This is a genomic window from Enterococcus sp. DIV0210g, from assembly GCF_050559705.1.
Lineage (GTDB): Bacteria > Bacillota > Bacilli > Lactobacillales > Enterococcaceae > Enterococcus_B > Enterococcus_B faecalis_A.
In genome coordinates this window covers 12,123-30,407 of record NZ_CP187903.1, presented here as the reverse complement: position 1 = coordinate 30,407, position 18,285 = coordinate 12,123, and the positions used below count along the sequence as shown (strand labels likewise).

16 protein-coding genes and 1 pseudogene are annotated in these 18,285 nt (G+C 38.2%); 7 read left to right on the top strand and 10 right to left on the bottom strand.

What is annotated here, in order from left to right:
* Nucleotides 1–29: 29 nt before the first annotated feature.
* Nucleotides 30–953: a type I pantothenate kinase gene (coaA, locus tag IGI64_RS00135; protein ID WP_016623901.1), complete on the top strand. Its 924-nt coding sequence runs from the start codon at nt 30–32 to the stop codon at nt 951–953.
* A gap of 57 nt (nt 954–1,010) precedes the next feature.
* Nucleotides 1,011–2,579, top strand: coding sequence for a glutamine-hydrolyzing GMP synthase (guaA, locus tag IGI64_RS00130; RefSeq protein ID WP_034861819.1), 1,569 nt, complete (start codon nt 1,011–1,013; stop codon nt 2,577–2,579).
* A gap of 81 nt (nt 2,580–2,660) precedes the next feature.
* Here guaA and IGI64_RS00125 read toward each other — a convergent pair whose 3' ends face one another.
* Nucleotides 2,661–2,963, bottom strand: coding sequence for a hypothetical protein (locus IGI64_RS00125; protein WP_429939086.1), 303 nt, complete (start codon nt 2,961–2,963; stop codon nt 2,661–2,663).
* Nucleotides 2,964–3,121: 158 nt separating this feature from the next.
* Nucleotides 3,122–3,466: pseudogene (locus tag IGI64_RS00120) on the bottom strand (ABC transporter transmembrane domain-containing protein); the annotation flags it as partial.
* Nucleotides 3,467–3,608: 142 nt separating this feature from the next.
* Here IGI64_RS00120 and IGI64_RS00115 point away from each other — a divergent pair.
* Nucleotides 3,609–4,367, top strand: coding sequence for a MerR family transcriptional regulator (locus IGI64_RS00115; RefSeq protein ID WP_429939084.1), 759 nt, complete (start codon nt 3,609–3,611; stop codon nt 4,365–4,367).
* A gap of 141 nt (nt 4,368–4,508) precedes the next feature.
* On the opposite strand, the gene IGI64_RS00110 is transcribed toward IGI64_RS00115, so the two are convergent.
* A complete protein-coding gene (locus IGI64_RS00110) occupies nt 4,509–5,192 on the bottom strand; it encodes a CpsD/CapB family tyrosine-protein kinase (RefSeq protein WP_429939082.1) in 684 nt (227 codons plus the stop codon).
* Between the two features lie 332 nt (nt 5,193–5,524).
* Between IGI64_RS00110 and IGI64_RS00105 the strand changes: the two genes are divergently transcribed.
* Nucleotides 5,525–6,388: an AraC family transcriptional regulator gene (locus tag IGI64_RS00105; RefSeq protein WP_429939080.1), complete on the top strand. Its 864-nt coding sequence runs from the start codon at nt 5,525–5,527 to the stop codon at nt 6,386–6,388.
* Nucleotides 6,389–6,435: 47 nt separating this feature from the next.
* Here the strand turns inward: IGI64_RS00105 and IGI64_RS00100 are convergent, their stop codons facing one another.
* On the bottom strand, nt 6,436–7,242 hold the full coding sequence (locus tag IGI64_RS00100) for a hypothetical protein (RefSeq protein WP_429939078.1): 807 nt from the start codon (nt 7,240–7,242) through the stop codon (nt 6,436–6,438).
* Between the two features lie 716 nt (nt 7,243–7,958).
* Nucleotides 7,959–8,540: a TMEM175 family protein gene (locus IGI64_RS00095; protein WP_429939076.1), complete on the bottom strand. Its 582-nt coding sequence runs from the start codon at nt 8,538–8,540 to the stop codon at nt 7,959–7,961.
* 159 nt (nt 8,541–8,699) lie between these two features.
* Between IGI64_RS00095 and IGI64_RS00090 the strand changes: the two genes are divergently transcribed.
* Nucleotides 8,700–8,900 carry a hypothetical protein gene (locus IGI64_RS00090; RefSeq protein ID WP_016623175.1) on the top strand — a complete coding sequence of 67 codons (201 nt, stop codon included), beginning with the start codon at nt 8,700–8,702 and terminating at the stop codon, nt 8,898–8,900.
* A gap of 137 nt (nt 8,901–9,037) precedes the next feature.
* Here the strand turns inward: IGI64_RS00090 and IGI64_RS00085 are convergent, their stop codons facing one another.
* The gene (locus IGI64_RS00085; RefSeq protein ID WP_016623174.1) at nt 9,038–9,856 is read right to left on the bottom strand and encodes a ZIP family metal transporter; all 819 of its coding nucleotides are present in this window, start codon (nt 9,854–9,856) and stop codon (nt 9,038–9,040) included.
* A 139-nt stretch (nt 9,857–9,995) separates the two neighbouring features.
* Here IGI64_RS00085 and spxB point away from each other — a divergent pair, with 139 nt between their 5' ends.
* Both spxB and IGI64_RS00075 read left to right on the top strand, forming a co-directional pair.
* Entirely contained in the window at nt 9,996–11,729 is a 1,734-nt protein-coding gene (gene spxB, locus IGI64_RS00080; protein WP_429939073.1) for a pyruvate oxidase, read from the top strand.
* 251 nt (nt 11,730–11,980) lie between these two features.
* The gene (locus IGI64_RS00075; RefSeq protein WP_429939071.1) at nt 11,981–13,603 is read left to right on the top strand and encodes an ABC-F family ATP-binding cassette domain-containing protein; all 1,623 of its coding nucleotides are present in this window, start codon (nt 11,981–11,983) and stop codon (nt 13,601–13,603) included.
* A 112-nt stretch (nt 13,604–13,715) separates the two neighbouring features.
* On the opposite strand, the gene IGI64_RS00070 is transcribed toward IGI64_RS00075, so the two are convergent.
* From IGI64_RS00070 to rplI, 4 genes are all read right to left on the bottom strand, one after another.
* Complete coding sequence (locus IGI64_RS00070) at nt 13,716–14,579, bottom strand: DegV family protein (protein ID WP_429939069.1); 864 nt, start codon at nt 14,577–14,579, stop codon at nt 13,716–13,718.
* A gap of 239 nt (nt 14,580–14,818) precedes the next feature.
* Nucleotides 14,819–16,111: an adenylosuccinate synthase gene (locus IGI64_RS00065; protein ID WP_016623170.1), complete on the bottom strand. Its 1,293-nt coding sequence runs from the start codon at nt 16,109–16,111 to the stop codon at nt 14,819–14,821.
* Nucleotides 16,112–16,245: 134 nt separating this feature from the next.
* A complete protein-coding gene (dnaB, locus tag IGI64_RS00060; protein WP_016623169.1) occupies nt 16,246–17,613 on the bottom strand; it encodes a replicative DNA helicase in 1,368 nt (455 codons plus the stop codon).
* A gap of 214 nt (nt 17,614–17,827) precedes the next feature.
* On the bottom strand, nt 17,828–18,280 hold the full coding sequence (gene rplI, locus IGI64_RS00055) for a 50S ribosomal protein L9 (protein ID WP_016623168.1): 453 nt from the start codon (nt 18,278–18,280) through the stop codon (nt 17,828–17,830).
* Nucleotides 18,281–18,285 lie beyond the last annotated feature (5 nt).

The following is an 18,285-nucleotide window of genomic DNA, read 5'->3' as shown; positions in this document are numbered from 1 at the left end:
CCATTGACGGGAGAATTCTGGAGGCTGTTATGAATGATTTAATGAACTATTATCGTATCGCCAGAGAAGAGTGGCAAGAGTTTTATCGAAATGGTCCTGCTCCTCTGACACAAGAAGAATTAGATAGTATCAAAAGTTTGAATGACCGGATTTCCATGCAGGATGTCCAAGATATTTATATTCCGCTGACCCACTTGATCCATCTTTATATGAAAGAATTTGAGTCGCTTTCTGTAAGCAAAGGCCTTTTTCTTCACAAATATACGTCGGTCCCGCCTTTTATTATTGGTATCGCCGGCAGCGTGGCAGTTGGAAAAAGTACGACCGCTCGTTTACTTCAAACGATTTTATCGCGAACGTTTAAACGGCGAAATGTCCAATTGATCACGACGGATGGTTTTTTATATCCAAATCGGGTGCTGCAGGAAAAAAATATCATGGATCGCAAAGGATTTCCTGAAAGTTATGATATGGAGATGCTGATCGATTTTTTAAACCAAGTCAAATCGGGAAAAGAAGAAATCAAAGTACCGATTTATTCCCATGACGTGTACGATATCATTCCAGAAGAATATGAATTGGTCCAACAACCGGATATATTGATTGTTGAAGGAATCAATACATTGCAGCTCCCAGCAAACCAGCAAATCTATGTAAGTGATTTTTTTGATTTTTCTGTGTATGTCGATGCAGAATCCGAATTGATCGAAAAATGGTATCTTGACCGCTTTGGTGCTTTACTTGATACTGCTTTTCAAAAACCAGAAAATTATTATTATCAATTCGCGATCGGCGACCGGAAAGAAGCCTTTAAAATGGCAAAACAAGTATGGAAAGATGTGAATCTGAAAAATTTGACTGAATATATCTTGCCTACTCGAGGCAGAGCCGATATAATTCTCCATAAAACAAAAAATCATATTATAGATTCAATTTTTATGCGCAAATATTAGCATTTTAAAATAGTTCTGCTATTTTGAGATAAATTTAAATGGATAGGGGTAATAGATGTGACAAACGTTGCCGATACTATGACAGACGTTGAAAAGATTATTGTATTAGACTACGGTAGCCAATATAACCAATTGATAACACGCCGAATTCGTGATTTAGGAGTTTTCTCTGAATTACTAAGCCACAGAGTAACTGCTGAAGAAATCAAAGCCATGAACCCGAAAGGAATCATTCTTTCAGGCGGACCAAATAGTGTTTATGATGACGGAGCTTTCGGAATTGATCCTGAAATCTTCAATTTAGGTATTCCTGTGTTAGGTATCTGTTATGGTATGCAATTGATTACTTACAAACTTGGCGGAAACGTGGAACCAGCTAAAAACCGTGAATACGGAAAAGCACAATTATCTGTTACTAGCGATGACGCTGTTTTATTCAAAGACACACCTCAAGAACAAACTGTTTGGATGAGCCACGGCGACCTTGTAACAAAAGTCCCAGAAGGTTTTGAAACTGTCGGAACAAGCAAAGACTGCCCTATCGCAGCCATCCAAGACACAACTAGAAACTTCTATGGTATCCAATTCCATGCTGAAGTACGTCATTCTGAATACGGAATCGAATTGCTTCGCCACTTCGCTTTTGATGTTTGCGGATGTGAAGGAAACTGGACGATGGATAACTTCATCGACATGGAAATTGAAAAAATCCGTCAAAAAGTTGGCGACAAAAAAGTGCTTCTAGGTCTTTCTGGCGGTGTTGACTCAAGTGTTGTCGGTGTTCTTTTACAAAAAGCGATCGGCGACCAATTGACATGTATCTTTGTTGACCACGGCTTGCTGCGTAAAGATGAAGCAGAACAAGTAATGGAAAGTTTAGGCGGAAAATTCGGCTTGAATATCATCAAAGTAGATGCGAAAGATCGTTTCTTAGACAAATTAAAAGGTGTTTCTGACCCTGAACAAAAACGTAAAATCATTGGTAATGAATTCGTTTATGTTTTTGATGATGAAGCGACAAAACTTGCTGGTAAAGAAGGCGTTTCTTTCTTAGCACAAGGTACGCTTTACACAGACGTGATCGAAAGCGGAACTGAAACAGCCCAAACAATCAAATCTCACCATAACGTTGGCGGACTGCCAGAAGATATGCAATTCCAATTGATCGAACCTTTGAATACATTGTTCAAAGATGAAGTCCGCGAATTGGGTACTCAACTTGGTATGCCTGATTCTATCGTTTGGCGTCAGCCTTTCCCTGGTCCTGGATTAGGTATCCGTGTCCTAGGCGAAATCTCTGAAGACAAACTAGAAATCGTTCGCGAATCTGACGCAATCTTGCGTGAAGAAATCGCTGCTGCTGGCCTTGACCGCGATGTATGGCAATATTTCACTGTTTTACCAGGCATCCGTTCTGTAGGTGTTATGGGTGATGGAAGAACGTATGATTATACAGTTGGTATCCGTGCCGTAACTTCAATCGATGGAATGACAGCAGACTTTGCTCGTATCCCATGGGAAGTACTGCAAAAAATCTCTGTACGTATCGTAAATGAAGTCGCACACGTTAACCGTATCGTGTACGATATTACAAGTAAACCACCAGCAACAGTTGAGTGGGAATAAGAAACAACACGCTAGAAATGCCTATATCATAGGGTTTCTAGCGTGTTTCTTTTAGCTTGATCACAGTTTTATTTCTTTGTCCTAAAGCACATCAAAAACTTCCACACTAACTTCTTCATGCTTATTGGTTGGTGAAAACCAAATATCGTTCCATTCTTTCAGACTTCGTTCGAATTTTGTCCTCATTTCATAATCTTCTCTTGATTGATAATAAATGTCTAAAACAATATAAACGTCCTCTCCATCTACTCTCTTAAATCGATCGATTCTTTGATTGGTGACATCTGATATAAATTTAGGGTTATTTGCAGATTCAGCAAACTTTTCCATTAATTCAGGCAAATCCTTTTGCTTTGTTTTATACGTGAAAACTACTTTGATCATACCTTATCTCCTCGTTCATTTTAGTGTTTCCAATTTTACCATAGAACCAGTCTTTCATATAACAAGTACGAACTATTACGTTTTGCTCCTGATTTTCGGACAAAAAAATAGACCTAGTTATTCTTGAAAGTTCAAGTTAATAACTAAGCCGATATGCTTCGGGTCAGCAATGTATTGGAACCAAAATGGTCAATATCGGAAATCGAAAACTGCTGAAACTTATGGAAAAATTTTTCTCTTGTTTGGATTCCAAATCGCGCAGAGACCACTGCGGATAAATAGCTGGATAAAACTGCCGCACCTGCACCAATCAATGCCACGATCAGCATCTCTACACCAATTCGTCTGATTCTTTCTTGGTCATTGTTGGCAATCCCTTGATCAATCAATTCTGCAACTAATTTAGGAACGCCAAGTACACCAAGAATTTGTATACAAATAAAGAATATGGTCAAGAAAACGAGTCCTTTGTTTTCTTTAATAAATTTTTTCAACAAATCCATTGTTATTCCTCCTTTTCTAGTTGACAGAAAATATACCACAGCTTAAAGTAGCTTTAAGGTCAATAGATGTTCAAAAAAATTTTCAACAAAAAATGCAATTGTTTTTATAACAAACAAAGAAATAGTCAAGGAGAGCTAAACGATGGATGAAAAATATTTCTCGATCGGAGATGTTTCCGAATTATTGAATATTCCTAGCTCAACCATTCGTTATTGGGATGCGGAAGGTTTGATTTCTTCTAAAAGAAATGACACAAATGGTTATAGGATTTTTGACATCGATGATATTTTCAAAATCTATGATATTTATTTTTATCGAAATCTGGACATCCCTGTCAAAAAAATGACGAACCTATATCAAAAAACACCGGAAGAAATGTATCAGACATTTGAAATAACGCAAAAAAAAATCGAAGAAACGATTCAAGAAAACAAACAGAGATTGGAAGAAATCCATTTTCGAAAAAACCATTTGAAGCTTATTATGAATGACGAATTACCTCAAAATATTCGACCAGATTTTACACGAATCTTAAAATCAAATTTTGAAGAGAAGCATGTCATCAAATCCTATCTAAACAAACAGCTGATTCTTGGGATTTGCAATCAACCGGATGATTTGGAAAATTTGGAATACGGTTTTTGTGTTACGGAGGACTGGAAAGTTTCTGAGCAAGAAGAAGTTTTATGGACATACGATGAACATGCACAATACTATTCTTTTCTTTTAAAAGTCAATGGAGATTATCCTAGTGAAAACAATCTTTCTGAAATCCAAACGTTAATGAAAAAACAAGGTTATCAAACGGGCATCGTCTTTGGAGAGTACTTGTTTCGCAGTTTATCTGAACAAAATGTTTATGTTGATTATTATCAAGGCTGGTTGGAGATTTTTCGATAAAGTTTTCTATAGTAAAAAAACAACAGAGGCTGCTACTTCCGCAGCCTCTGTTGTTTGCATTTTTAAATTGGAGCAAAATATGTAAGGTAAATAATCAATTTTTCCTATCTCATCTTTTAATTCTAAAAAATCGTTTTTATTTTAATAATAATAATTGCTTTCATTTGTTCGCTTGGCATCATTATAGACAACGCCTACTACATTAGCTTTAGCCATTTCCAATAGATGTTTTGCTCGTAAAAGTACTTGTTTGCTCGTTTGGCGTTCACGTACTACTAATAACGTCCCATCTGCTCTTGCGGCCAGAATCTGGGCATCAGTAACAGTAGCAACTGGCGGCATATCAAAAATCACTAAGTCATAGGATTGCTCCAATTCTGTAATTAGTTCTTCCATCCTACGCGAGTTGATCATTTCAGAAGGATTTGGTGGTTTTGGTCCACTCAATAAAATAGAGACATTTTCGATCTCGCTTTGATAGATGTAATTTTCCGGCTGGTCTTGGCGATTTGCTAAAAGTGTGCTCAAGCCTTCTGCATTAGGTAATTTGAACGTTATGCCAACAGTCGGTTTACGCAAATCCGCATCTACAAGCAAGACCTTTTTTCCAGTGTCAGCAAAAACAACTGCTAGATTGGCTGCTGTAAAAGACTTGCCTTCGCTTGGTCCAGAAGAAGTAATTACAAGAGATTTCAATTCTTTATCTACAGAACTGAAAGTGATATTCGAACGGATTGCTCTAAATTTTTCTGATACCGCTCCATTTTTGTCGATTACTGTTACTAGCGGAACAGGTACATTATTTTTACTTTTCTTACTTATCATTTTTTTCTCCTTAAACTTGCTCTTCCAATTGTCATTAGTAAAAAAGATTATTTTATCTCATAAAAACAGAGAACAGGACTCTTCACTCTTTATAACATTTTTCTTTTAAGTATTCGTGTCAATTTTTATTTTCTTTTGGAAAAAAATGGTCTCCAAAAATATTCAAAGAATCTTTTCCTTAAATACAGCTGTTCTTTCCGATTCTCTTTTGTTAATGTACAGTCTATAATTTAGTTGTTCAATAATTTCTGAATCGACAAAACTTGTCTTGGAAATATCGAGTAGGAGAAAAAAAGGTTTGTTAGGATATAAAAGAAAGGACGGGGAAAAGGATGCTGCACTATTTTAACCAGCTGATGGATTATATTGAAGAACATCTTTCTGAACAGATTTTATTAGAAGATGCTGCGAAAAAACTTGGTATCTCTGACTATCATCTAAAACGCACTTTTTCATTTCTGTCAGGTATGACCTTGCCGGAATATATTAAAAAACGTCGATTAGCTTGTGCGAATCAAGAATTAGTCAATGGAGCAACAGTGACAGATGTCGCCTTCAAATACGGCTACCAGACACTTGATGGGTTCTCCAGAGCGTTTCGCGACTGGACAGGTTACCTGCCTTCAGAAGCAGTCAAAGAAAAGAGACAGAAAACTTTTCCTAAACTATCCTTTTATATCGATGTTCGAGGAGGAAATTCAATGGAATTCAAAATTGAGAAAAAAGAAAAATTCAAGGTGGTTGGGGTCTCCAAACGTGTCCCACTCCAATTTGAAGGAAAAAACCAGCATATCATGGAACTTGCACAATCAATCACTGAAAAACAACGAGAACAAATGCACGATTTAGCCGATTTATATCCTCGTGAAGTCTTAAATGTCTCTTATGATTTCGAGGGTGAAAGAATGCAAGAAAACGGAACTTTAAAACACATGATCGGCTTTGCTACGACCAAAGAAAATCCTTATGATGATCTTGTTCAGTTGGATATCGAACAACATACTTGGGCAATCTTCCCAAATCAAGGACCGTTCCCGCAAACATTGCAAGATACTTGGGCAAGAATCTTCTCAGAATGGCTGCCAGCCTCTTCTTATGAATTGGCGGAAGTACCCGAGATCTCTTTTACAAAATGGTCTGAAGGGCCTGAGAATGCCTACAGTGAGATTTGGATCGCTGTTAAAGAAAAGAATTAGCACCTATAAAAAAAGCAGTCTCTGAAATAGAGGCTGCTTTTGTCTTTTTATTCGTTTTTAGGAATGAAATTCTCTAAAAATTCGTATTTTCCAGATTGATCTTTTGCGTAGAAATACCCAAAAATACTAAAAATAATAGCGCCAATACAATTAACGAAAAGATCTTTCATCGTGTCAAGAACACCTACATCCAAATAACCGCCTTGAACTACAAATTGTTTCAAATCACCTGCGTTGTCATGGTAATAGATGACTGTTTTTTGAATGTCTTCTATATGTTTGACTGTATTAGACTGTTCACCTGACAATAACACACTGTTTATTTGTTGAATGATAGCGTCTTTCTGCATATCTGTGCTGAACCACTGATCTGCTGTAAATTCTAAAAATTCCCACATCACACCAATCGTCATAGAAAAGGAAAAAGCAAGGATCGCAATAAATATCGGTGTCAGTTGAATCGAGACCACATTTCTGTTCAATAAAAATGCCAATGAGAAGCCGATTCCTGCCGATAAAAAACCATTTGTCAAATGAAGTAGTACATCCCAAAACGGCAAATGACCGTAAAAATCACTTAGTTCGCCTAAAATCGTAGAACTGAACACAAAAGAAATGGCAATCCATTCCAATAAGTTCGGAATCTCGATTTGCAGCTTCTTCTCTATCAAGGCTGGCACTTCAAACAGAGCTAACGTCAGTATTATCAAGCCGACTGTGCCCCAGCGCCCTAAATAAAGCTCATTTATCAGCATTCCTACTGCAATCACGCGATAAATAGCGTACGTGCAAGCTGTCACACGCCCCGATGTCTTTGTTCCATGTATAAATCCATAAACTATTTTCTTTATCATACTACTCCACCTTCAAGCTGCTTTCTTTGATATATCACTTCCATTTTGCTAACAAAAGCAAAGATTTGTCCATCTTTTTGCTTCTTGTAAACCTTGCAGTTGTAGCCATTTGCTAATTCTTCGTATTTTCTGCTACTGGTATATCAGTTTGTCTTTTTTCTATCAGATTGTGATTTTAGCAGAAATTAGGTGTTATTTAAAATATATAAAATAACATCGTTATGCAGAGGGTTATGTTCTTTTTTGTTATTTGTAAATCCACTTCTTTTATCTTCGTTTATATTTATACATTTTTATTAATATTTCTAAAAATCCGCTATTGTCATTAACTTTTGGCTAAAAAGGGTATTCTGCTATTGATTTACTGTTTAGACAATTAGTTTCTGCTTTTATTCTAACAAAATCCCACTAAAAGTGTTACTAAGACTAGAGAACAGAAGGATCAATGATTTGTAAAGAAATCTAGGAACTAGTTTTTAAAACAAAAATCCTTTATTATCAAGGGATTGCGCGTTTCAATCGAGGGTGGAAGGTTTTTGTCTGTTTTATTTATGGGAAAAAGACAGACTTTTCCACAGTGGATATTTTTCAGAGAGGTCTTTTTTTGGGGGTTTTAGGGTTTTCCACAGTAAGGATTTCGATTCTATTTTTTTGCTTTATCCACAAAAAAGCTGGATCGCTTCATATTTGAAGTGATCCAGCTTTTTATCGGCTATTTATTGTTCTTTGTAATGTGTTTCGATTGCTTTGTCAGGAATCAACCACGTCAACAAGATGACAACATTGACGAGTAATACAGCAATCGGAGCAATCAGCCAGCCCAAGAGCAGTCCAATAATATTGAGACTGATTGAAATATATGATTTTTTATAGTTATTGAATAGATTTTTGGCTAATTGTTCTTTTGGATTTGCTGCTGCTAATTCTTTTGCCAAAACAAGATACGCGGCATTTGCCAACAGTACAACTAATCCATACGTTGCTTCTGGTGCCCAGCTGTTGATGTACTCACTGATCCAAGAAGTCACAAAAGGGAACAGCGACAGTGAAAATATAAGAAATCCATTTGCCCACAAAACACGCCCATTTATTTTTCGAACGACTTGGAACATATGATGATGATTATTCCAGTAAATCGCTAAACTAAAGAAGCTGATGATATAAATAAAAAACTTATGCCCTAATTCTCCAAGTGCGAACCATGTATCTCCATTTGGTTCATGAAGTTCCAAGACCAAAATCGTCATAATGATAGCAATAACTGCGTCAGTAAAAGCTTCAAGCCTATTTTTTGTCATTTTTAATTCCTCCTCCGCCCTATATTATATGTGAGATACTAAAAAAGCAATGAATAAATTCGCTAAGGTCTGAAAACAAAATCAGTCTAAGGTTGGACGTAAAACTGTGCAAAAATTGATATACTCAGTATGTTCAAAAAACCAAGGAGGGTTTAACTCATGAGACAAAGAAGTATGTTATCCAATATATTATTACTAGTGCTTGTACTGATTGTCGGAGGCTTTTTCCTTAGCCTATTTGTCAGCGTATTGAGTGGTATTTTATGGTTTGCTATAAAAGTGCTTATCCCAATCGCTATCGTTGTCTGGCTTGTTCGCTTGATTACTGGACGTTCAAATAACAACCGACGTTATTACTAATAGATTCGCTGTTTTCTACGATAATCAAAAAATACACTATCTCCCCAATTTTGTATCCTTATTTTGATTTCGCAAATTCTTCGGACAGATATATAGAAAAACAAAAAAGAGACTGGTCGCCTGACCAGTCTCTTTTTTTATCCTAAGGCAACATCCAAGATCATCATGATAATAAATCCGCTCATTACCCCGAAAACAGCGAAATGGCGCTTGCTGGACAAAGTTTGTTGTGCTTCAGGAATCAATTCTTCCACGACAACGTAAATCATTGCTCCAGCTGCAAATGCCAATGCGTAAGGCAACAAAATCGACACTTTCGTTACTAGGATTGCCCCGATTACACCGGCGATTGGTTCCACGATACCTGATGCTTGTCCATACACAAATGCTTTTTTCCTTGATAAGCCTTCTTGACGCAATGGGATCGACACAGCCGCACCTTCTGGGAAGTTCTGGATCCCAATACCTAAAGCCACAGAAATAGCGGCTAGGATCGCAGCAGTAGGGTTATCTGCGGTAGCAGCTGCACCAAATGCGACCCCGACTGCCAATCCTTCTGGTATGTTATGCAGCGTAATAGAAAAAACCAACAAGATCGTCCGTTTCAAATGCGAAGGCAGTCCTTCTTTTTCATGTTTCGGACCAAAGTGCATATGAGGCAATGTTTTATCTGCTATATATAAGAAAACGCCGCCTAGACCAAATCCAATACTTACGACTAGCCAAGCAATATCGCCATTTTCTTCTGCTTTTGCGATTGCCGGGTCCAATAAAGACCAGAAACTCGCAGCAATCATCACGCCTGAAGCGAAACCCAGCATCAAATTCAAGACTTCTTTTTTGATTTCTTTGAAAAAGAATACTAATGCTGCCCCTAACGCTGTCATGAAATATGTAAAAGCAGTACCTGTCAATGCTTGCTGCCACGGATCAAGCTGCAATAGCCAATCTGTCATTTTCCCCCTCCTCTCTCATTCAAGTACTACTCTAGCACATCCCTCAAAAGCAAGCTACTACTATATCCGATGCGCTTTGATTGGGGAAAACGAAAATTGGCGCTATAATTTTAGATACAATGAAACGGAGGGATTTTTTATGGTTAAAATCAATGCAGGTGTTGCAATGGTCAAAGTTCTTGAAAGTTGGGGAATCGATCATATTTACGGAATTCCCGGAGGCTCTTTTAATTCAACAATGGACGCGTTGTATCACGAAAAAGATTCAATCAAATATATTCAAGTACGTCATGAAGAAGTTGGGGCACTTGCTGCCGCTGCAGATGCAAAATTGACTGGAAAAATAGGGGCTGTTTTTGGCTCTGCCGGTCCTGGCGCTACTCATTTGATCAACGGACTCTATGATGCTCAGATGGATCATGTTCCTGTACTTGCTTTATTAGGACAAGTAGCTTCTACTTCAATGAACTACACGGCTTTCCAAGAAATGAATGAAAATCCCATGTATGCAGATGTCAGCGTATACAATCGAACGGTAATGACTCCTGAAAGCTTGCCTCACGTAGTAGACGAAGCAATCAAAGCGGCCTATGAAAACAAAGGTGTCGCAGTAGTCACGATCCCTGTCGATTACGGTTTTGCTGAAATCGAAGAAACAGACCTCACTAGTGCACATACTCACCAAGTCAATTATCCAACACCAAAAGATGAACCCTTGCGTGAAGCCTTACCGTACATCAAAAATGCCGTAAAACCAGTGTTATATATTGGTCAAGGAACACGAGGCGGCGCCGATACGATCACTGCTTTTTCAGAACATTTCTCTATGCCGATCGTTGCTTCTGTTTTAGCAAAAGGTATTGTTCCTGACAGTTATGAAAACTTTATGGGCTTTGCCGGAAGAGTGGCAACTAAACCAGGAAATGAAGTCCTTGCTTCCGCCGATTTGATTGTATTTGTCGGCAGTGATTTCCCATTTGGCCGAACTTTCTTCAACCCAGATGCAAAATTTATCCAAATCGACATTGATGCTTCAAAATTTGGACGACGCCACCATACGGATGTAGCGATTTTAGGTGATGCAATCCAAGCTTTGCAACGTCTGATGGAACTGGCGCCTATTCGCCCAGCAGATAATTGGCTGAAAGCAAACCAAGAAAATAACCGTAATTGGAAAAACTGGTTGAAAACCTTTGAGACTCGGGAAGACAAACCATTACGTCCAGAAGCAGTTTACAAAGAAATCAATCGAATCGCAGAAGACGATGCGATTTTTGTGACAGATGTCGGTAATACGACCATCCATTCAATTCGTCTTCTTGACTTGAACGGCAACCAAAAACATACGACTTCTGGCTGGTTTGCAACTATGGGAAATGGTATCCCCGGAGGAATCGCTGCCCAATTGAGCTATCCAGAACGACAAGTATTCACATTAAGCGGTGATGGCGGATTTGCTATGGTGATGCAAGATATCATTACTCAAGTAAAATATGAATTGCCAATCATCAACGTTGTATTTTCTAATGATTCTTTCGGATTCATCGAAGCAGAGCAAGAAGATACCGAACAGAAAAAATTTGGTGTCTTTATTGAAGAAGCTGATTTTGGGAAAGTCGGAGAAGCATTAGGTGCAGATGGTTTTACAGTAACTGACTATTCACAACTCGCTTATGCCTTCGACGCAGCGAAGAAAAGCAAACGCCCAGTCGTGATTGACGTCAAAATCAAAAATGAACGTCCTATCCCTGTTGAAGAATTGGTATTGGACCCAGAAAAATTCTCAGAAGCAGAAATCCAAGCTTTTAAAGAGAGATATGAAGTTTCCAATCTGCCAGTCTTAAATGAAATTTATAAAGAACTAAATCAATAACATAAATGACTCTTGTCTTAAAAACAACGGCTTTTTTGCCTGAAATGTTGAATTAACAGCATTTTTGATGTTTTTTTAGGCAAGAGTTTTTTTCTTTTCAGCCGATTCTGCGTTTTTGTTACTTCCTTTCTGGCGTTCCACGTGAAACTTTCAAAAGTGTTTCTCCTGTTTCCTTGAAACTTTCCGTTATCCCCTTTATAATTCTATAAGACTTGTAGTCTAAATTTATTACTAAAAAGTGAGGAAAAGAATTGATTACTGTAAATGATGTAAGTTTGCATTTTTCAGACCGCAAACTATTCGACGATGTTAATATTAAATTCACCCCTGGAAATTGTTATGGCTTGATTGGTGCAAATGGCGCAGGTAAATCAACGTTCCTTAAAGTTTTATCCGGGGACATGCAGCCTTCAACAGGTACTGTGACATTAGGACCAGACGAACGAATGGCTGTTTTGAAACAAAATCATTTTGATTATGAGGAATATACTGTTTTAGAAACAGTTATTATGGGCCATAAACGCCTGTACGAAGTGATGAAAGAAAAAGACAGTATTTATATGAAAGAAGACTTTACTGACGAAGACGGCATCCGTGCGGCTGAATTAGAAGGCGAATTTGCTGAACTAAATGGTTGGGAAGCTGAACCAGAAGCTGCCGTGTTATTGCAAGGTCTAAATATCCCAGAAGAATTCCATGATCAATTGATGGGTGAACTGACAGCTGGTCAAAAAGTCAAAGTGCTTCTTGCGCAAGCTTTGTTTGGCAAACCAGATGTTCTTCTTTTAGATGAACCAACAAACGGATTGGATATCCAATCAATCAATTGGCTGGAAGAATTTTTGATCAACTTTGAGAACACTGTTATCGTGGTTTCCCATGACCGTCATTTCTTGAACAAAGTATGTACACACATGGCTGACCTTGACTTTGGTAAAATCAAACTTTATGTCGGAAACTATGATTTCTGGTTAGAATCAAGCCAATTAGCAACAAAACTCCAAGCACAATCTAACGCTAAAAAAGAAGAACAAATCAAAGAATTACAAGACTTTATCGCTCGATTCAGCGCAAATGCGTCTAAATCAAAACAAGCGACTTCTCGTAAAAAAATGCTGGAAAAAATCACTCTTGACGATATCCAGCCATCTTCACGCCGTTATCCTTTCGTTGGATTCAATCCTGAACGTGAGATCGGTAATGACTTGTTGCAAGTGGAAAATGTCAGTGTAACGATCGACGGCAAAAAAATCTTGGATGATATTTCTTTCACATTGAATAAAGATGACAAGGTTGCTTTTGTTGCAAATAACGATATCACAACCACTACTTTGTTCAAAGTCATCATGGGCGAAATCACACCAGACACAGGAACTGTACGCTGGGGTGTCACAACTAGCCAAGCTTACTTGCCAAAAGATACATCCAAAGAATTTGCGAATGACCTGCCGATTTTGGACTGGTTGCGACAATATGCTGGCAAAGAAGAAGATGACAATACGTTCTTACGCAGCTTCTTGGGAAGAATGCTCTTCTCTGGTGAAGAAGTCTTGAAACCAGTAAATGTCCTTTCTGGGGGCGAAAAAGTTCGTTGTATGTTATCAAAAATGATGCTTTCAAAAGCCAATGTTTTAGTTCTTGATGACCCAACAAACCACTTAGATCTAGAATCTATCACAGCGTTGAATGACGGTTTGATGGCCTTTACAGGCGCTTTGCTATTCGCTTCTCATGACCATCAATTCATCCAAACATTGGCAAATCGTATTATTGCTGTCTCAGACAAAGGTATGGTTGACCGTGCAGAAACGACTTATGATGAGTTTTTGGAAAATAAAGATGTACAAGAACGCATCAATGTGTTATTTAATTAATAATTAAATAACAGCAGTCCTAAATACTCATATATAAGCAATCTAAAACAAAAGAAACACCGCAAAACATTGAAATTTTGCGGTGTTTTTTTGTTTTTCGAAAAGTTGTTTTCTAGCGGCTGATCCCCATAGAGAAAATCGCAATACAGCCGTACCCAGTGTGACTGGCGATCGTTGGACCGAGCGGCAGCAGTTTGATTTCTTTTGTCTGGATTTTTTCTTCTAGCAAGGCTTTGGCTTTTTCTGCACTCTCTAAATCACCGGCATAGGCAATATACAGCGTTTGATTTGCTGGGGAAACGATTGTATTGATTGTTTCATCAACGATTTTCTGAATCGATTTATTGCGTCCGCGTACTTTGTCGACATTTTGCAGTCTTCCTTCCGGGTCCACTGTGATGATTGGTTTAACACTTAGCAGGCTACCAATTGCAGCAGTTGTTTTGGAGATTCTGCCGCCTCGTTCCAAATGCTTCAAATCATCGACAGTTACCCAAGAATGGACTTTTAAATAATTGTCTTGCAGCCAAGTCAAAACTTCTGTTAGTTCTTTTCCTTCTTTTTGCATACGAGCAGCTTCTAAAACCAGTACTCCCTGACCGACACTGGCAGCTTTTGTATCAAAAATATAGACTTCTGGATCAGCGTATTCTTCTTTTAGTATTTCTACAGCTTGACGAGCACTTGAATATGAACCGCTTAGCGCGCTGGAAAATGCTACGTATAACACTCGGATTTTTTTTTCAACAAATGGTCGGAAAAATTCTAGATACTGGCCAACATTGATTTGAGAAGTTGTCGGCATAGCGCCATTTTTCAATTGTTCCATAAATTTTGCATAGTCAAATGCTTCTCCAAGATCATCAATGTATTCTTTTCCGTTCAAGTTGATTTTCATAGATAGAAATTCGACATTGGCGGCTTTCAGCATCTCATAAGGCAAATCGCATCCTGAATCTGTTACGATTTGATACATATTTTTCAACTCCTAACTCTCACTTTTGTACTTCATTATAACAAATATATCAATTATTCGGTTAAATATAAGTCATTACTATTGTTATTCTTTGTTTTATGGAGATGCTGAATTATAGACACTTAAATAAAGAAGAAATACATAAAACAGAGAACCTATCAATTCCTTTCTTTAACGAAACTGATTTTCTTGTTTTACGTATTTCTTCCTATTGGTTTTCATTCATGCATTTAAATGCCTTAGATTTGCGCCCAAACGCTTTCTAAGATATTTGTTTGGTTTCGGTCAGGACCGACTGAGAACGTTGAGATACGCACGCCTACAAGCTCTGAGATACGACGTACATAGTTTCTAGCGTTTTCTGGCAGTTCAGCAAGTGTTTTACATTGTGTAATATCTTCTGACCAGCCTGGCAGTTCTTCATAAACAGGTTTGCATCGTTTCAATTCTTTCAAACTTGCTGGGTAATGATAGATCAATTCGCCATCTAGTTCGTAAGCTGTACAGATTTTTACTGTTTCAAGACCGCTCAATACGTCAATTGAGTTTAAAGATAGATTTGTGATTCCTGATACGCGTTTTGAATGGCGCATTACTACAGTGTCAAACCAGCCGACACGGCGAGGACGTCCTGTTGTTGTACCATATTCACGACCAACTTCACGAATTTGGTCACCAACTTCGTCTGTTAACTCAGTTGGGAATGGACCATCACCAACACGTGAAGTATACGCTTTGCAGACACCTACGACTTTGTTGATTTTTGATGGGCCAACGCCGCTGCCGATTGTCACGCCGCCAGCAACTGGGTTAGAAGAAGTAACAAATGGATATGTTCCTTGGTCGATATCCAGCATAACACCTTGTGCGCCTTCAAATAGAACACGTCTGCCGGCATCCAGCGCATCATTCAAGATCACAGATGTATCTGTGACATATTTTTTGATTTGTTGGCCGTATTCGTAATATTCTTCGAAGATTTCATCAAAGTCCATTGGTTCAGAATCGAACATTTTAACGAATTGGCGGTTCTTTTCTTCCAAATTGATTCTTAAGCGCTCTTCAAAGATTTCTTTGTCAAGCAAGTCAGCGATACGGATACCAACACGTGCAGCTTTGTCCATGTATGCTGGTCCGATCCCTTTGATCGTTGTACCGATTTTATTTTCGCCTTTTGAATCTTCTTGCAATTGGTCCAATTTGATATGGTAAGGCAAGATGACATGTGCACGATCTGAGATACGAAGATTGTCTGTTGTGACGTCTCTTTCATGCAGATAAGCTAATTCTGTAACCAAAGATTTAGGGTTAACAACGACACCGTTACCGATTACGCTGATTTTGTCTTTATAAAAAATACCAGAAGGAATCAAATGCAATTTATATGTTACGCCATTGAATTTGATTGTATGTCCAGCATTATCGCCACCTTGATAACGTGCAATGACTTCCGCGTTCTCACTTAAGAAATCAGTGATTTTACCCTTTCCTTCATCGCCCCACTGTGTACCAACTACTACTACAGATGACATTCGAACACCTCGTTTTATAATATTTTATCCTGAACTATTGTACCAAGTTATGCTCCTTTATTCAACCAAAATTCGAATGTTAAAAATATTGACTTTATTAAAAAGAGCAAAACACGAACATTAAACCAGAATAATTAAAATTCTTCTCTTGGTGAAAGTGAAGAAAATTTGTTGTATTCTTTGATGAAAAGCAGTTCGACTGTTCCCCGAGCACCACTCCGGTTTTTTTCAATAATAACTTCGATTACGTTGTCGTTTTGCGGTTCTGGCGCATCGCCGTCTTCCCCGTTTTCTCTTTCATAGTAATCGTCTCGGTACAAGAATGCAACAATATCGGCGTCCTGCTCGATAGATCCTGATTCACGAATATCACTAAGGACAGGTCGTTTGTCTTGGCGTTGTTCCACACCACGAGAAAGCTGTGACAGCGCGATAACAGGGACTTTTAGTTCTTTCGCCAGCTTTTTCAGCTGACGCGAAATATCCGAAACTTCTTGTTGACGGTTTTCTTTACCATTTCCTTCAATCAATTGAAGATAATCGATCAAAATCAGACCAAGATTGCCTTTTTCCTGCGCTAATTTTCGGCATTTTGCCCGAATCTCAGAAATCTTGATCCCTGGTGTGTCATCAATGTAGATGTTTGCTTTGGACAAACTCCCCATCGCAACGATTAGATTGGACCATTCTTCTTCCGACAACTGACCAGTTCGCAAATGACTCGCTTCAATGGACCCTTCTGCACAAAGCATCCGGTTAACCAAAGATTCTGCCCCCATTTCTAAACTGAAAATAGCAACAGAACGATCTGTTTTTGTGCCGACATTTTGAGCAATATTCAGCGCAAAAGCCGTTTTCCCAACGGCTGGACGTGCAGCAAGGATAATCAGCTCTTCTGACTGCAATCCAGCAGTCATTTTGTCCAATGCTTGATAACCGGTTGGCAAACCAGTGATTTCTTCGTTATTTTGGGCAAGTTTATCAATTGTCTCGATCGTATTGTTCAATACTTCAGAAATAGATAAAAAGCCGCTTCGATTTCTTTTTTCTGAAACTTCTAAAATACTGCGTTCAGCATCATCTAAGATTGTTTGAACTTCTTCACCTTGTTCAAACCCTTTTGTAACGATACCAGTTGCTGTTTGGATCAATGTGCGCAGCAAAGACTTTTCTTCGACGATCTTTGAATAATAAACGATATTCGCAGCAGTCGGTACAGAAAGTGCCAAGTCAGACAAATAACTTAATCCGCCAGCATCTTCTAACAGGTTGCCTTGTTCTAGGCGATCTTTGACTGTGACGACATCGATTGCTTCATTTCGGTCGTTCAATTCGATCATCGTTTCAAAGATGATTTGGTGACTGCGACGGTAAAAATCTTTTGGTTCTATATATTCCATGGCATCGATGATTGTTTCAGCGTCCAAAAATACCGAACCTAAAACCGCTTGTTCTGCTTCGATATTTTGGGGTGGAACACGATCCTGCCAGACTTCGTTCATACATATCGCTCCTTGTTTTCATTCGTTTCATTTTACAACAAATCAGCAGAGAATAAAAGCAGACTTCTGGACTCGAAAGAAGCTGAAGTTTATCAAACCATTCAGTGACTGATCTTGATAAACTCCAGCTTATGCGCTGTGCGGCTATTCATGTACAAAATCGTCCAATGAACAGCCTGCTTAAACTATTTTTTTAATGACTGATTTGTCTTTCTTATTCTTGAACGACATGTACTTTGATTTTTGCTGTTACTTCATGATGCAATTTGACAGGAACGCTTGTGTAACCCAATGAACGGATTGGATTGTTCAATTCGATTTTACGTTTGTCTAATTTGATCTTGTATTGTTTGTTCAAGCCTTCTGCAATTTGTTTTGAAGGAATTGAACCAAATAGACGGCTGTCTTCCCCAGCTTTTGCTTTCAATTCAACCACTGTGTCTTCTTGCTCAAGAAACTCTTTTAATTTTTTTGCTTGTTCTAGAATTTCTGCTTCTTGTTTTTCTTGGGCTTTTTTCTGACCTGCTAATTGGCTGATGCTTCCTTTAGTTGCTTCTTGCGCAAGGTTGTTTTTGATCAAAAAGTTTTGTGCGTAACCAGTTGGCACTTCTTTCACTTCACCTTTTTTTCCTTTACCTTTTACGTCTTGTAAAAAAATAACTTTCATAAAAA

What these genes read in the sequence shown, in the direction of transcription:
- IGI64_RS00090 (WP_016623175.1), top strand. Translation starts at nt 8,700, where the DNA reads ATGAGACAAAGAAGTATGTTATCCAATATATTATTACTAGTGCTTGTA.
- rplI (WP_016623168.1), bottom strand. Translation starts at nt 18,280, where the DNA reads ATGAAAGTTATTTTTTTACAAGACGTAAAAGGTAAAGGAAAAAAAGGT.
- IGI64_RS00070 (WP_429939069.1), bottom strand. Translation starts at nt 14,579, where the DNA reads ATGTATCAAATCGTAACAGATTCAGGATGCGATTTGCCTTATGAGATG.
- IGI64_RS00095 (WP_429939076.1), bottom strand. Translation starts at nt 8,540, where the DNA reads ATGACAAAAAATAGGCTTGAAGCTTTTACTGACGCAGTTATTGCTATC.
- dnaB (WP_016623169.1), bottom strand. Translation starts at nt 17,613, where the DNA reads ATGAACGAAGTCTGGCAGGATCGTGTTCCACCCCAAAATATCGAAGCA.
- IGI64_RS00085 (WP_016623174.1), bottom strand. Translation starts at nt 9,856, where the DNA reads ATGACAGATTGGCTATTGCAGCTTGATCCGTGGCAGCAAGCATTGACA.
- coaA (WP_016623901.1), top strand. Translation starts at nt 30, where the DNA reads ATGAATGATTTAATGAACTATTATCGTATCGCCAGAGAAGAGTGGCAA.
- IGI64_RS00105 (WP_429939080.1), top strand. Translation starts at nt 5,525, where the DNA reads ATGCTGCACTATTTTAACCAGCTGATGGATTATATTGAAGAACATCTT.
- IGI64_RS00100 (WP_429939078.1), bottom strand. Translation starts at nt 7,242, where the DNA reads ATGATAAAGAAAATAGTTTATGGATTTATACATGGAACAAAGACATCG.
- IGI64_RS00110 (WP_429939082.1), bottom strand. Translation starts at nt 5,192, where the DNA reads ATGATAAGTAAGAAAAGTAAAAATAATGTACCTGTTCCGCTAGTAACA.
- IGI64_RS00065 (WP_016623170.1), bottom strand. Translation starts at nt 16,111, where the DNA reads ATGTCATCTGTAGTAGTAGTTGGTACACAGTGGGGCGATGAAGGAAAG.
- IGI64_RS00115 (WP_429939084.1), top strand. Translation starts at nt 3,609, where the DNA reads ATGGATGAAAAATATTTCTCGATCGGAGATGTTTCCGAATTATTGAAT.
- IGI64_RS00125 (WP_429939086.1), bottom strand. Translation starts at nt 2,963, where the DNA reads ATGATCAAAGTAGTTTTCACGTATAAAACAAAGCAAAAGGATTTGCCT.
- spxB (WP_429939073.1), top strand. Translation starts at nt 9,996, where the DNA reads ATGGTTAAAATCAATGCAGGTGTTGCAATGGTCAAAGTTCTTGAAAGT.